The organism is Variovorax sp. OK605 (assembly GCF_900115445.1).
Classification (GTDB): Bacteria; Pseudomonadota; Gammaproteobacteria; order Burkholderiales; family Burkholderiaceae_C; genus Variovorax.
The window spans coordinates 30,524-44,366 of the sequence record NZ_FOWL01000019.1 but is presented as its reverse complement, the minus strand read 5'-3'; the positions used below and the strand labels follow the sequence as shown (position 1 = coordinate 44,366).

Annotated in this window: 13 protein-coding genes; 3 read left to right on the top strand and 10 right to left on the bottom strand. The window is 69.8% G+C overall.

What is annotated here, in order from left to right:
- Position 1: 1 nt before the first annotated feature.
- A complete protein-coding gene (gene apbC, locus BM013_RS33645) occupies positions 2 to 1,093 on the bottom strand; it encodes an iron-sulfur cluster carrier protein ApbC (RefSeq protein ID WP_093133292.1) in 1,092 nt (363 codons plus the stop codon).
- Positions 1,094 to 1,191: 98 nt separating this feature from the next.
- Here apbC and BM013_RS33640 point away from each other — a divergent pair, with 98 nt between their 5' ends.
- Entirely contained in the window at positions 1,192 to 2,388 is a 1,197-nt protein-coding gene (locus tag BM013_RS33640; RefSeq protein WP_093133290.1) for a patatin-like phospholipase family protein, read from the top strand.
- Between the two features lie 37 nt (positions 2,389 to 2,425).
- On the opposite strand, the gene BM013_RS33635 is transcribed toward BM013_RS33640, so the two are convergent.
- From BM013_RS33635 to BM013_RS33625, 3 genes are all read right to left on the bottom strand, one after another.
- On the bottom strand, positions 2,426 to 4,258 hold the full coding sequence (locus BM013_RS33635) for an ATP-binding response regulator (RefSeq protein ID WP_093133288.1): 1,833 nt from the start codon (positions 4,256 to 4,258) through the stop codon (positions 2,426 to 2,428).
- A gap of 65 nt (positions 4,259 to 4,323) precedes the next feature.
- Entirely contained in the window at positions 4,324 to 5,565 is a 1,242-nt protein-coding gene (locus tag BM013_RS33630; RefSeq protein ID WP_093133286.1) for a diaminopropionate ammonia-lyase, read from the bottom strand.
- A 29-nt stretch (positions 5,566 to 5,594) separates the two neighbouring features.
- Positions 5,595 to 6,764: a M20 aminoacylase family protein gene (locus tag BM013_RS33625; protein WP_093133284.1), complete on the bottom strand. Its 1,170-nt coding sequence runs from the start codon at positions 6,762 to 6,764 to the stop codon at positions 5,595 to 5,597.
- 120 nt (positions 6,765 to 6,884) lie between these two features.
- On the opposite strand from BM013_RS33625, the gene BM013_RS33620 reads away from it, so the two are divergent.
- Positions 6,885 to 7,355 carry an Lrp/AsnC family transcriptional regulator gene (locus BM013_RS33620; protein ID WP_093133282.1) on the top strand — a complete coding sequence of 157 codons (471 nt, stop codon included), beginning with the start codon at positions 6,885 to 6,887 and terminating at the stop codon, positions 7,353 to 7,355.
- Here BM013_RS33620 and BM013_RS33615 read toward each other — a convergent pair.
- The 6 genes from BM013_RS33615 to BM013_RS33590 all read right to left on the bottom strand — a co-directional run bounded on the left by BM013_RS33615 (position 7,324) and on the right by BM013_RS33590 (position 11,652).
- Positions 7,324 to 7,830 carry a hypothetical protein gene (locus tag BM013_RS33615; RefSeq protein WP_093133280.1) on the bottom strand — a complete coding sequence of 169 codons (507 nt, stop codon included), beginning with the start codon at positions 7,828 to 7,830 and terminating at the stop codon, positions 7,324 to 7,326. The two genes, BM013_RS33620 and BM013_RS33615, sit on opposite strands and share 32 nt — an antisense overlap.
- A gap of 136 nt (positions 7,831 to 7,966) precedes the next feature.
- On the bottom strand, positions 7,967 to 8,326 hold the full coding sequence (locus BM013_RS33610) for a hypothetical protein (RefSeq protein ID WP_093133278.1): 360 nt from the start codon (positions 8,324 to 8,326) through the stop codon (positions 7,967 to 7,969).
- Positions 8,327 to 8,383: 57 nt separating this feature from the next.
- Entirely contained in the window at positions 8,384 to 9,070 is a 687-nt protein-coding gene (locus BM013_RS33605) for a YceH family protein (RefSeq protein WP_093133276.1), read from the bottom strand.
- A gap of 53 nt (positions 9,071 to 9,123) precedes the next feature.
- Positions 9,124 to 9,855, bottom strand: a complete 732-nt coding sequence (locus BM013_RS33600) for a phosphodiester glycosidase family protein (protein ID WP_093133275.1) — start codon at positions 9,853 to 9,855, stop codon at positions 9,124 to 9,126.
- Between the two features lie 31 nt (positions 9,856 to 9,886).
- Positions 9,887 to 10,918, bottom strand: a complete 1,032-nt coding sequence (locus BM013_RS33595) for an isocitrate/isopropylmalate dehydrogenase family protein (RefSeq protein ID WP_093133273.1) — start codon at positions 10,916 to 10,918, stop codon at positions 9,887 to 9,889.
- Positions 10,919 to 11,007: 89 nt separating this feature from the next.
- Positions 11,008 to 11,652: an LbetaH domain-containing protein gene (locus BM013_RS33590; RefSeq protein WP_093133271.1), complete on the bottom strand. Its 645-nt coding sequence runs from the start codon at positions 11,650 to 11,652 to the stop codon at positions 11,008 to 11,010.
- An 89-nt stretch (positions 11,653 to 11,741) separates the two neighbouring features.
- On the opposite strand from BM013_RS33590, the gene metG reads away from it, so the two are divergent.
- A complete protein-coding gene (gene metG, locus BM013_RS33585; protein ID WP_093133269.1) occupies positions 11,742 to 13,841 on the top strand; it encodes a methionine--tRNA ligase in 2,100 nt (699 codons plus the stop codon).
- The last annotated feature ends 2 nt before the right edge of the window (positions 13,842 to 13,843 follow it).

Genomic DNA, 13,843 nt, shown 5'->3' with positions numbered 1-13,843 from the left:
TCTAGGTGTTCTTGCTGATCGAGATCGTCGGGAACTTGGCCGAGAAGTCCTTCGCCTTCTCGGCGATGCCCACGGCCACGCGGCGCGCCACGGCCTTGTAGATGCCGGCCACGTCGCCTTCGGGGTCGGACACCACGGTGGGCGCGCCGCTGTCGGCCTGCAGGCGGATCTTGATGTCCAGCGGCAGCGCGCCCAGGTATTCCATCTGGTACTCGGCGGCCATCTTCTTGCCGCCGTCCGCGCCGAAGATGTGTTCGGCATGGCCGCAATTCGAGCAGATGTGCACCGCCATGTTCTCCACGATGCCCAGGATCGGCACGCCGACCTTCTCGAACATCTTGATGCCCTTCTTGGCGTCGAGCAGCGCGATGTCCTGCGGCGTGGTGACGATCACCGCGCCCGTCATCGGCACGCGCTGGCTCAGCGTGAGCTGGATGTCGCCGGTGCCCGGGGGCATGTCGACGATCAGGTAGTCCAGGTCTTTCCAGTTGGTCTGGCGCAGCAGCTGCTCCAGCGCCTGGGTGGCCATGGGGCCGCGCCAGATCATGGCCTGGTCGGCGTCGACCAGGAAGCCGATCGACATCACCTGCACGCCGTGGCGCTCCATGGGCTCCATGGTCTTGCCGTCGGCGCTGGCGGGGCGGCCTTCGATGCCCATCATCATGGGCTGGCTCGGGCCGTAGATGTCGGCGTCCAGCAGGCCCACGGTGGCGCCCTCGGAGGCCAGCGCCAGCGCCAGGTTGGCCGCCGTGGTGCTCTTGCCCACGCCGCCCTTGCCCGAGGCCACCGCGATGATGTTCTTCACGTTGGGCATCAGCTGCACGCCGCGCTGCACCGCGTGGCTGATGACCTTGGTGACGATGTTGACCGACACGTTCTCCACGCCCGGAACCGCCTTGGCGGCCGCCACCAGCGACTTGCGGATGGCCGCGTGCTGGCTCCTGGCGGGGTAGCCCAGTTCGAGGTCGAACGAGACGTCGCTTTCCGAGATCTGCAGGTTCTTGAGCGACCGGCTCGCCACGAATTCCTTGCCGGTGTTAGGGTCTGCGACGGCCTTGAGCGCGTCCATGAGCCCTTCTGGGGTGAGTGCCATTGATCAAACTCCTGAATGGCCGGTAGTCTAAGGGGCTCTCCGGGGCCGCACCGCGCGGCCCCCTCAATAGCCCGACAAGCCTGACAACGAACAAAAGAATGACAGAGACAAGCCCCGTCACCGGCCTCCTGCTCACCGGAGGCGGCGCCCGGGCCGCCTACCAGGTCGGCGTGCTGGAAGCCATTGCCGAAATCCGGCGCGCCGCCGGCCCCGCGGTCACCGGCACCGGCAACCCCTTTCACGTGATCACCGGCACCTCGGCCGGCGCCATCAACGCGGCCGCTCTGGCCTGCGGCAGCGACAACTTCGACCACGTGGTGGCGCACATCGCCGAGGTGTGGGGCCGGTTTCGCGCCGAGCAGGTGTACCGCGCCGATTCGCTCTCGGTCATCGGCAGCGGCGCGCGCTGGCGCATGCTGCTGGGCCTGGGGCGCTTCGCGGCCAACTGGATGCGCATCAAGCCGAAGTCGCTGCTCGACAACACGCCGCTGGCCGAGTTGCTGCAGCGCATGGTGCCGCTGGAGCGGCTGCCGCAGCTCATGCAGCAGGGCCACGTGCAGGCGCTGGCCGTGACGGCGTCGAGCTACAGCTCGGGCGAGCACGTGACCTTCTTCGAGGCGGCCGTGCCGATGGAGCCGTGGGTGCGCTCGCAGCGGCTGTCGGTGCGCGACCGCATCACGCACCAGCACCTGATGGCCTCCTCGGCCATTCCCTTCGTGTTCCCGGCCACGGCGCTGCCGATGCAGGGCCACACCGAGTACTTCGGCGACGGCTCGATGCGGCAGTCGGCCCCCATCGCGGCGGCCATCCACCTGGGCGCGCAGCGCATCCTGGTGATCGGCGCGGGCCGCATGCACGAGCCGCGCGACACCGACGCGCCCAACACCCACAGCGGCTACCCGACCATGGCGCAGATCGCGGGCCATGCGCTCTCGAGCATCTTCCTGGACGCGCTGGCGGTGGACATCGAGCGCCTGCGCCGCATCAACCACACGCTGGGGCTGATTCCCGAAGAGGTGCGCGCGTCGAGCTCGCTGCGCCCGCTCGACCTGCTGGTGATCTCGCCCTCGGAACGGCTGGACGTGATCGCGGCGCGCCATGTCGACGCCCTGCCCGGCGCGGTGCGCCACCTGCTGGGCGGCTCCAAGGTGGCGGCCGACGTGAAGGGCGGCGCGCTGGCCAGCTACCTGCTGTTCGAGGCGGCCTACACGCGCGAGCTGATGGCGCTGGGCCGCGCCGACGCGATGAAGCAGCACGACGAGGTGCTGCGCTTCTTCGGCTGGAACGCGGCCTGACCGGCCCTCGCTTCGGCCTGCACCTTCAGCTTCGCCTTCAGCGCGCGGCGCCCTGCGCCGACACCAGCGTCGACATCGTTCGCAGCAGCGTCTCGGCCACCACCGGCTTGAACAGCACCGGCACGCCGGACTCGCGCACGCGCTGCAGCCGGTGCGGCGCGGTCTCGCCGGTCACCAGCAGCAGCGGCACGCGCCCGTCCAGCCGCTGCTGCAGGCGCAGCCCGGCATCGAGCCCGTCGGCGCCGTCGGCCAGCCGGTAGTCGCACAGCAGCATGTCGAAGGGCTGCTGCTCGGCCTCGGCGCGCGCCAGTTCGTCCACGGCGCCGGCCTCGTCGGCCACGGTGCGCACATCGATCGCATGAAAGCGCAGCAGGCCGGTCATGGCGGCGCGGATGTCGGCCTCGTCGTCGATCAGCAGCACGCGCCGCGGCAGGCCCGCGAGCACGCCGGCGGGCGGCGGCCGCGCGGCGGCTTCGGTCAGTGCGCTGGCAGCCGCGCCCGCCTGCGGCGCGGCCGCCGGCACCACCACCCGGAAATGCGTGCCGCGCCCGAAGCGCGACTGCAGCCGCACCGGGTGCGCGAGCAGCCGCGACAGCCGCTGCACGATCGACAGGCCGATGCCCAGCCCCCGCGAGCGGTCGCGCCCCGGGTTGCCCACCTGGTAGAACTCCTCGAAGATGCGGCCCGACTGCTCGGGCGCGATGCCCATGCCGGTGTCGCGCACCTCGATCCACACGGCGTCTGCGCGTTCGCGCGCCATCACCGTCACGCCGCCGCGCGCGGTGTACTTGAGCGCGTTGTCGACCAGGTTCGACAGCATGCGGTGCAGCAGCTCGGGGTCGCTGCGCACCCACAGGCGGCTGGCGCGCACGCGCAGCTGCAATGCCTTCTGCTCGGCGAGCGGGCCGAAGGTGAAGTTCAGCCGCAGGAACAACGCGTCGAGCTGCACCGGGTGCACCACGGGCATGACCACGCCGGCGTCGAGCCGGGACACGTCGAGCATGGTGTCCAGCGACATGCCCAGCGCATCGACGGCGCGCATCAGGCGCTCGGCGTTCTGGCCCTCGGGCCGGTCGCGCAGTTCGTTGCGCAGCGCGGCGCCGAACAGCGCAATGGCATGCAGCGGCTGGCGCAGGTCGTGGCTGGCGGTGCCCAGGAAGCGGGTCTTCTCGGCGCTGGCGCTCTCGGTGGCGGCAATCTGGTGGCCCAGGCGCGCGGCCAGCGCCTCGTTCTCGAAGCGCAGCATCAGCGCGTCGGTGAGGATGCGGTTCTGCTGGATGCCCGTGCGCAGCGTGAGGCCCAGGTGCGCCGCGCCGAAGGCCGCCAGGAACAGGTGCAGCGCATCGCCCTGCCAGGCCAGCGCCACGATGAGCCCGAGCATCATCGGCAGGCCGTAGCCGAACAGCGCGGGCTTCAGCGGCCACAGCGCCTGCATGGCGCGGGTCCAGCTGCTCATGATGACCACCACCAGCAGCGTGGTGATGGCCGGGTGCTGGCTCGACACGACGAACAGCGGCGCGGGTGCGGTCGCTGCGCTGACCAGCGTCACCTGCCACGTGTAGCGGCGCGCCCAGTGCGCGCTCCCGGCGGCGGGAATGCCCGGGTGCCAGCCCGGCGAGAACAGCACATACAGGTCGACCGCGACGATCAGCACCATCCAGAACAGCGCCCATGCCGCACCGTGCTGCAGGTAGAACATGGCTCCGAGCGCCACCGCGAAAGCCATGTGCGCGGCGATCGACACCCGCCGCGAGGCATACACCGAGGCCACGTGCTCGCGCAGCACGCGCTGGCCGAGTGCGCGGTCGTCGGCGTGGTCGTGGGTGCGGGTGTGGGCGTGGGCGGTCGTTTCGCCCGCGGCCGGCGTCATGGCCCGGCACGGCGCGAGCCGGGGCACTGCGGAGGGAGGAAGCGGCGGGAGGTCACCCGCCCATGCTATCGGCGCACCGGGGGCGCGACAGTGCCATAAGTCATGCCCCATTCGCCCTGCCGGCGCCGCACGTCGTCGGCGTCCACGCCGGCCAGCTCGCGGTACACCGACGGGGCCGTCGCGCCCTCGGTGCTGATCAGCAGCACGCGGGAACGGGCGTCGAGGCCCGCCTGCGCACGCGCCGCGTCCGACAGTGCCAGCACGCGCAGCGCGGCCAGGCCGGCGGCGCCGGATTCACCGCTCTCGATCGGCACGTCGCGCGCCGAGCCCCGGGCCAGCCGGCGCATGGCGTCGATGGCGTCGCCGTCCTCGATGGTCATGAACAGGTCGATCGACGGTTGCAGGAAGCGCCAGGCCAGGGGCGAGGTCTCGCCGCAGGCCAAGCCGGCCATCACCGAATCGACGGTGCCCGTGGCGTTCGCGGGCCGGCCGCTGAGCGCGCTTTGCATGAGGCAGTCGGCCTGGCGCGGTTCGACCACGATGAACGTGGGGCGCTGCTCGCCCGACAGTTCCCAGAAATAGCTGGCCACGCCCGCGGCCAGGCCGCCGACACCCCCCTGCAGGACGACGTGCGTGAACGGTGGGCCAGCCTGTTCGGCCGCTTGTTCCACGATCTCGTCGACCAGCGCCCCGTAGCCCTGCATGACGTCGCGCGGAATGTCTTCGTAGCCGGCGTACGAGGTGTCCGACACCACCTGCCAGCCGTGGGCCTGCGCCAGCGCCGCGGCGTGCGCGACCGACGCGTCGTAGTTGCCCTCGATGCGCACGATGTCCGCGCCGAAGGCGGCGATGGCGCTCTCGCGCTCGGGGCTCACGTGCTTGTGCAGCACGATCACGCAGCGCACGCCCGCGCCCTGGGCGGCCGCGGCCAGCGCGCGCCCGTGGTTGCCGTCGGTGGCGCTGATGACGACCAGCCCGCGCAACGCGTCGGCGCAAGCGCCGAGCAGCACGGCCTTCGGGTCCCATGCGGGGTGCGCACGCATCACCAGCCGCACCAGCGCGGCCGGTGCGCCCAGCGCCTTGAAGCTGCCGAGCGTCGAACGCTTCGACTCGTCCTTCACGCACACGCCGGCCACGCCGAGCGCCTGCGCGGTGTCCGGCAGCGACCACAGCGGCGTGGGCGCCTTCGCGAGCATCGGCCAGGCCGAGAGCCAGTCGCGCGTGCGCCGTGCCTCGGCAATGCACAGGATGTCCTGCAGCTCGCGCGGATAGGCCGCGCGCACGGCGTTCTTGTTGGTGACGGGCATGGGGTTCTGTACTTGCATGGAAGGAGGGTTCAGCGCGGCAGGCGCAGGCGGACGATTTCCGCGAAGTAGCGCGCGCCCGTGTCGAGCACCGCGTCGTTGAAGTCGTAGCTGCCGTTGTGCAGCGGCGTGCCGCCGGGTTCGCCCTCGGCGCCGTTGCCGAGAAACACGAAGGCGCCGGGCACGGCCTTCAGGAACGCGCCGAAGTCTTCGGAAATCATCATCGGCGCCACGTTGGCGTCGACGTTGCCCGCGCCCACCACGGCCGTGGCGGCGTCCACCGCGGTGGGCACGCATTGCGCCCAGTTCACCGTGGGCGCGAACTCGTGCGTGTAGCTGAAGTCGCATTCGGCGCCGTGCATGCGGCAGAGGCCCTCGCTGATCTCGCGCATGCGCGCGGCCAGCATGCGCTGCACCTCGGGGTCGTAGCTGCGCGTGTCGCCCTTGATCACCACGTTCGACGGAATCGCGTTGCGGATGCCGTCGGTGATGAACTCGGTGCACGACACCACCGCCTGCGCGCCCGGGTCGAGCGTGCGCGAGACGATGGTCTGCAGCGCCAGCACCACCTGCGCGCCGATGACGATGGGGTCGATGCCCATGTGCGGCCGCGCGGCATGCGTGCCGCGGCCCTTGATGTGGATGACGAAGTTGTCCTCGCTGGCCATGATGCCGCCCGCGCGCGTGGCGATGGTGCCGGCGCGCATGCCGGGCATGTTGTGCAGGCCGTACAGCTCGTCGACCGGAAAGCGCGCGAACAGGCCGTCGTCCATCATTGCCTTGGCGCCGCGGCCGTGCTCCTCGGCCGGCTGGAAGATGAAGCGCACGGTGCCGTCGAAGTCCTGCCGCTCGCGCAGCAACTGCGCGGCGCCGAGCACGATCGACATGTGGCCGTCGTGCCCGCAGGCGTGCATCTTGCCGGGCGTGGCCGAGGCGTAGGGGCGGTCGGCGGGCAACTCGGTGATGTTCAGCGCGTCCATCTCGGCACGCAGGCCGATCACGCCCTTGCCCGCGCCCACCTTGAGGTTGGCCACGAGGCCGGTGCCGCCGATGCCGGAGTGCACCTCGAGGCCGAGCGCCTTGAGCACGCGCACGACGAAGGCCGAGGTCTTCGCTTCCTCGAAGCCGGTCTCGGGCATGGCGTGCAACTGGCGGCGCCAGCCGGTGAGCGTGTCGCGCAGGGATGCGTCTGGGGAATTCATGGCGAGATGCTATTGACAACGGCGCGGGAAAGGTGCGCAAAATCGTGCCCTTCGGCGCAACGTTTTTGCGTGACACCCCTCACCTCCGCCCTTCACCTCCGCCCTTCACCTCCGCCCTTCATGACCCCTCTCGATGCCCTCGACCTTCGCCTGCTGGAGCTGATCCAGGCCGACAGCCGCGTGCCGCAAAGCGAACTCGGCGAGCGCGTGCACCTGTCGACGGCGGCCGTGAACCGGCGGCTCAAGCGCATGCGCGACGAGGGCGTGATCCAGCGTTACGGCGCGGTGCTGTCGCCGGCCGCGCTGGGCCACCCGCTCACCATCGTGGCCGAGGTGGAAACCGAGAGCGAGCAGATCGAGCTGCTCGACGCGATGAAGCGCAGCTTCAAGGACTGCCCGCAAGTGCAGCAGTGCTACTACGTGACCGGCGAGTGGGACTTCATCCTGGTCTTCGTGGTGCGCGACATGGCGCAGTACACGGCGCTCACGCGGCAGCTTTTCTTCCAGAGCAACAACGTGAAGCGCTTTCGCACGCTGGTCACCATGGACCCGGTGAAGCTCAGCCTGGACGTGCCGGTGTCCGGGGGCTGAACGCCGCGCCGCGCGCCGCGGCAGACGGCATCAGCATCGAGCGCAGCAGCAACACCACCGCGCAGACGACCGGCGCCAACGCCAGCAGCCGGCCGGGCTCGAAGGCCAGCCCCGCCACCACGCCGACGGCGCAGCCGGCCTTGATCCACGGCGCCACCGCGTCCCAGCCGCGGCGGTGGGTGGCCGCGAACGCGATGAGCGCCGCCCAGCCGAACAGCCCGCCGAACACCGAGACGACCCAGCTCGACAGGTAGTAGACGGTGTCCATGTCGCGAAACGCGATCGCCGTGCCCAGGCCTTGCCAGGTGTGGCGATAGCCGTCGAACAGGAAGAAGCCGGTGGCCGACGCGGCCCACCAGAAGAAGGCGTACAGGCTCGCCATGCCGGCCAGCACGGCAAGGCAGGCGAGTGCGCGCCGGGTGATGTCGTCGAAGGGCGCGTGGTCTCGCCACGCGGCGGTGTGTCCGTTGTCCATGCAGGGCTCCAAGGGTGTTCGCAATGGAGGCCGACGTTAGGGACGCCATGTGCGCTCAGCGTGAAGACCGTGTGAAATGGTGTGAGCAGATGCCAGCGCGCGGGCACCGCTGCCACTGCTGCGGCTACTGCTGCGGCTACTGGAAAAGCGCGAGAAAAGCGTAGACGCCCACGATGGCCCAGTGCACCTTGCCGGCGCTGGAGGCGGACTCCGCCGAGATGGGGTACATCTTCGCGCGCTTCCAGGCCCGGATGTTCAGCGCCACAGCGAGCACCACGCCGCTCGCGAACAACAGCGCCGAATGCAGCCCCAGCGCGCCGATCAGCGACACCACGAGGATCACGACGCCAGCCGCCCAGATGCCGCCACCGGTACTCGCCAGCACATGCGACAGCCCGCCGCAGACCGTGCACTCGGCCGGCCCGGCGCGGCTGGACCAGCGCTTGGCGAAGTTGCCGATGCCGGGTCGTTTGCAGCGCGGGCAGGTGTGCGTCATATGCTGCGCAAGATACCGCAGCTTCTGCGCGGCTGGCAAATGGCCGCGAGCGGGCGGTCAGCCTTCGGCCGAGATTCCCAGCTCCGAACACACCCGCCCCAGCAGCGCCTTCAACGACGCCACCTCGGCCTCGAGACGCGCCACGTTGGCCTTCAGCGCCGCGACTTCGCCCAGCGACACGTCGTGCGCCGCATAGGACGCATCCGACGCGCCGCTGCCCGGCCCCGCGACCTCTTCCGCCGGCGCACCGCTCAACAGGTGCGCCCAGCGGCTTTCGCGCGCGCCGGGCAACCGGGCCAGCTTCACCACCAGCGCACCGGCCTGGCGCTCGGCGAGTTCGTTGAGGAAACCCTCGACCGACGAGATGTCGGCGAAGTTGTGCATGCGGTCGCAGGCAATGCGCAGCTCGCCGGCCGTCTGCGGACCGCGCAGCATCAGCACGGTGAGCAGGATGACCGACTGCGACGGGATGCGCAGCACGCGGTCGATGTTGTGCTCGTAGCGAAAGGCGCGCCCGCCGCTGGTTTCGGCAACCAGGCTGTAGCCCTTCAGGCTGTCGATGGTGGCCTGCACCTGCGACTCGGTGAGCTCCAGCACCGGGTTGCGGCTGGTCTTCTGGTTGCAGCCCGACACCAGCGAATTGAGCGTCAGCGGGTAGCTGTCGGGCACGGTGCGCTGCTTTTCGGCGAGCACGCCGAGAACGCGGGTTTCGACAAGGGACAGGACAGGCAACGGTGTGGACATGGCTCGATTCGGGAACAGATCAAGGATGAAGACGCGGGAAACGGGCGCCGCGATCAGGGCGGCGCAACGCCGAGCATAGGCCCCAGCTCGCGCACGAAGTCGCTGCGGCCCAGCGCCGTCGAATGCAGGGCCGACACGGTGCCGTCGAGGTAGAGCGCATCGCGGCAGTGGAGCACGTCGCGAAAGTACAGCGCGAACTCGTGGAAGTTCACCGGCGTCTCGCTCAGCACGAAGACCGCCGTGTGGCCCTCCACGCCGACGCAGACGCCGTTGCGGATCTTGCGCGACGCGGAGTGCGGAATGAAGGCCGGGTGCACCACGCCGTGGCGCAGCAGCAGTGGGCCCGACTGCGTGGCCAGGCGCACGCCCGCGGCCAGCGCCGGGTACTCCGACGACTCGACCACGCGCGCCCCGGCGTCCGACACGAGGAACACGCCGTTGGGCTTCAAAAAGAAATTGCCCGCGCCGTCGGCCAGGTTGAGCGGCGCTTCCTCGCGGCCCTCGCGCACCAGCAGGCCCACCGGCGAGAAGTCCTCGTGGTACATGCCGGCGTTCACCGCGAAGCTCAGCTGGCGGTGGCGCTCCTTGAGCCAGGCGTCGAGCCGGTCGAAGCGCTTGAAGGGCTCGCCCGCGTCGTCGCGCAAGAACAGCTCGAGCCGTTCGGTGCGCAGGTCGATCTTCACCACGGTGAAGCGCGGGTCGGCCGACGCCGGTGCGGCCGGTGCGGCCAGCGCCGCACACAGACAGGCGCCGAGGAACAGAACACGCAGCAGGTGCTTCTTCATGCAGCTCCCGCAGCCCGTGCGCCCGGACGGATCAGCCGCCGTTGATGCGGCTGACCAGCGCCTTCGTGAACGCCGCCGTGCCGGCCGTGCCGCCCAGGTCGCCCGTGCGCACCTTGTCGATGTTCAGCGTCTCGTCGATGGCCGTGCGCAGGCGCGTAGCCAGCTCGGGCAGCCGGACGTGGTCGAGCATGAGCGCGGCGGCCAGCAGCAGCGCGGTGGGGTTGGCGATGCCCTTGCCCGCGATGTCGGGCGCGGAGCCGTGCACGGCCTCGAAGATCGCCGCGTCGGCACCGATGTTGGCGCCCGGCGCCATGCCCAGGCCGCCGACCAGCCCGGCCACCAGGTCGGACAGGATGTCGCCGAACAGGTTGGTGGTGACCAGCATGTCGAACTGCCAGGGGTTGAGCACCAGCTTCATCGCGCAGGCGTCGATGATGACCGTGTCGAGCTCGAACTTGCCCTTGTACTTCTTCTCGTACAGGTCCAGGCCGGTCTCCAGGAAGATGCCGGTGAGCGCCTTCATGATGTTGGCCTTGTGCACGATGGTGACCTTCTTGCGGCCCGTGGCCACGGCCGTCTCGAAGGCGTACTCCAGCAGGCGGCGGCTGCCCTGGCGGGTGTTGATGCCGGTGGCCATGGCCACGGCGTGCGGGTCGCCGTCGATCGGCACGTAGTGCTCGTGGCCGATGTACAGGCCCTCGAGGTTCTCGCGCACGACCACCAGGTCGATCTTGTCGAAGCGCCCGCCCGGAACGATGGTGCGCGCGGGGCGCAGGTTGGCGTACAGCTGGAACTCCTCGCGCAGCCGCACGTTCGACGAGCGGTAGCCGCCGCCCGACGGCGTTTCCAGCGGGCCCTTCAGGGCCAGGCGGGTGCGGCGGATGCTGTCCAGCGTGGCCACGGGCAGCGGGTCGCCGGCGGCCACCACGCCGCCGAGGCCGGCGATCTGGCGGTCCCACTCGAACGGCGCCTTCAGCGCGTCGAGCGCGGCCAGCGTGGCGTCGACGATTTCCGGGCCGATGCCATCACCGGGGATCAGGGTTGCGGGAATGGGAGTGGTCATCGGCGGCGTCTCGCGTTGTGTATCGGGGGCTGGAGCATACGTCGCGCACAAGACACCCTGCGCTCGCGTGGGTCACTTTTCAGGGCCCTTCATTCGTGGCCGGGCAGTTCCTGGTCGAGCAGCGCCGTGCGGCCGACGACGCGGCCCGGCGCCAGCAATGCGCCGGGCGCAATCACCGCGTTCGCACCGATGCGCACGCCGTCGCCCATCAGCGCGCCGAATTTCTCGCAGCCGGTCGGCTGCAATGCGCCGCCCCCCGCTCCTGTCCCGCTGCGCACGAAGATCTGCTTGTCCGCGCGCTCGTTGCGGTGGTTGCAGACGATGCTGCCGGCCTCCATGTTGACGCCCGCGCCCAGCACCGAGTCGCCGACGAAGTTGAAGTGCGCGAGCGCCGTGCCCGCGAACACGAAGGACGATTTCAGCTCCACGCCGGGGCCGATGCTGCAGCGCGCATCCACCCAGTTGCCGCCGCGCAGGTAGGCGCCGGCCGCCACGAAACAGCCGGGCCCGAGGATCAGCGGGCCCTTGAGCACCGCGCCGGGCTCGACGCGGGCGCTGCGGTGCACGGCCACTTCGCCGTCGATGGCGTAGTCGGCCGGCAGCGCGGCCAGCAGTTCGCGCACGATCTCGGGCGCGCGCGGCGGGAGCTCCCAGGGCAGCGAGGCGGCCCACGGTGCGAGCGGCGACGAGGCGATTCCCGCAATGTAGGCATGGAGGTCGATGGCATGCGGCATGGGGGCGATGCTGCCATCAAACCCACGCAGCGACCGGGCCACCTAAAATGCCCGGTTCCGTCAGACCACTCCCGAAAGCGCCCTCCCCGATGTCCGCCCCGCGCAAGCTCTTCGTTACCACCGCCCTGCCGTACGCCAACGGCAAGTTCCATATCGGCCACATGATGGAGTACATCCAGGCCGACATCTGGGTGCGGAACCAGCGAATGAATGGCGCGGAGGTCAACTTCGTCTGCGCCGACGACGCCCACGGCGCGGCCATCACCATCGCCGCCGACAAGGCCGGCGTGACGCCGCAGGCCTTCGTGGCCGAGATTGCCGCGGGCCGCAAGCCTTACCTGGACGGCTACTTCATCTCCTTCGACAACTGGCACTCGACCGACGCGCCCGAGAACCACCAGCTGGCCCAGGACATCTACCGCGACCTGCGCGCCGCCGGCCTCATCAGCACGAAGAGCGTGGAGCAGTTCTACGACCCCGAAAAGGGCATGTTCCTGGCCGACCGCTTCATCAAGGGCGAATGCCCGAACTGCCACGCCAAGGACCAGTACGGCGACAACTGCGAGGTGTGCGGCGCCGTGTACGCGCCCACAGAGCTGATCAACCCCTACTCGGCCCTGTCGGGCGCCAAGCCCGAGCTGCGCAGCTCGGACCACTTCTTCTTCAAGCTGTCGGACCCGCGCTGCGAGGCCTACCTGAAGGAATGGACCGCCGCCCCCGGCCACGTTCAGAGCGAAGTGCAGAACAAGATCCGCGAATGGCTCTACAAGGACGACGAGGGCAAGGGCGGCCTCGGCGACTGGGACATCAGCCGCGATGCGCCCTACTTCGGCATCGAGATCCCCGATGCACCGGGCAAGTACTTCTACGTGTGGCTGGACGCGCCCGTGGGCTACTTGGCGTCGCTGAAGAACCTGCTGGACAAGCGCTGCATCGAGCTGGGCGGCGACGGCATCTCGTACACCGAGTACATGGCCGACCCCGACCTGGAGCAGGTGCACTTCATCGGCAAGGACATCATCACCTTCCACACGCTGTTCTGGCCCGCCATGCTGCATTTCAGCGGCCGCAAGGCGCCCGACGCCGTGTACGTGCACGGCCACCTCACGGTGAGCGGCGAGAAGATGAGCAAGAGCCGCGGCACCGGCATCGACCCGCTGAAGTACCTGTCGATCGGGCTGGACCCCGAGTGGCTGCGCTACTACATCGCCGCCAAGCTCAACGGCCGCAACGAGGACATCGACTTCAACCCCGAGGACTTCGTGGCGCGCGTCAACAGCGACCTCGTGGGCAAGTACATCAACATCGCCAGCCGCGCGGCGGGCTTCATCGGCAAGCGCTTCGCAGGCAAGCTGGGCGAGGTGTCGGCCGACGGCGACGCGCTGCTGTTCGCGCTGCGCGACGCCGCGCCGCAGATCCACTCGCTGTACGACGGCCGCGACTACGCCCGCGCGCTGCGCGAGGTGATGGCGCTGGCCGACAAGGTGAACGAGTACGTCGACCAGAACAAGCCCTGGGAGCTGGCCAAGAAGGAAGGCGCCGAGGCGCGGCTGCACGACGTGTGCACCGTGTGCATCGAGGCCTTCCGCCTGCTCACGCTGTACCTGAAGCCGGTGCTGCCGGCGCTGGCCGTGAACGTCGAGGCCTTCCTGAAGATCTCGCCGCTGGTCTGGGGCGACGCGGCGCAGCCACTGCCCGTGGGCCACGCGATCGGCGACTACAAGCACCTGATGCAGCGCGCCGATGCCAAGCTGGTCGACAAGCTGTTCGATGCGCCCGAGCCCGCCGCGGCTGCGCCTGCTGCCGCCGTGCAAGCCCAGGCGCTGCCGGGCGGTGAAGCCATCGCGCCCACCATCACCATCGACGACTTCGCCAAGATCGACCTGCGCATCGCAAAGATCGTGGCCTGCGAGAAGGTCGAGGGCTCGACCAAGCTGCTGCGCCTGACGCTCGACGCGGGTGAAGGCAAGACCCGGAACGTGTTCAGCGGCATCGCCTCCGCCTACCAGCCCGAGCAGCTCGTGGGCAAGCTCACCGTGCTGGTCGCCAACCTCGCGCCACGCAAGATGAAGTTCGGCGTGAGCGAAGGCATGGTGCTGGCCGCCAGCCATGGCGACGAGAAGGCGCACCCCGGCATCCACGTGCTCGAACCCACGCCGGGCGCCACGCCGGGCATGCGCGTTCGCTGACC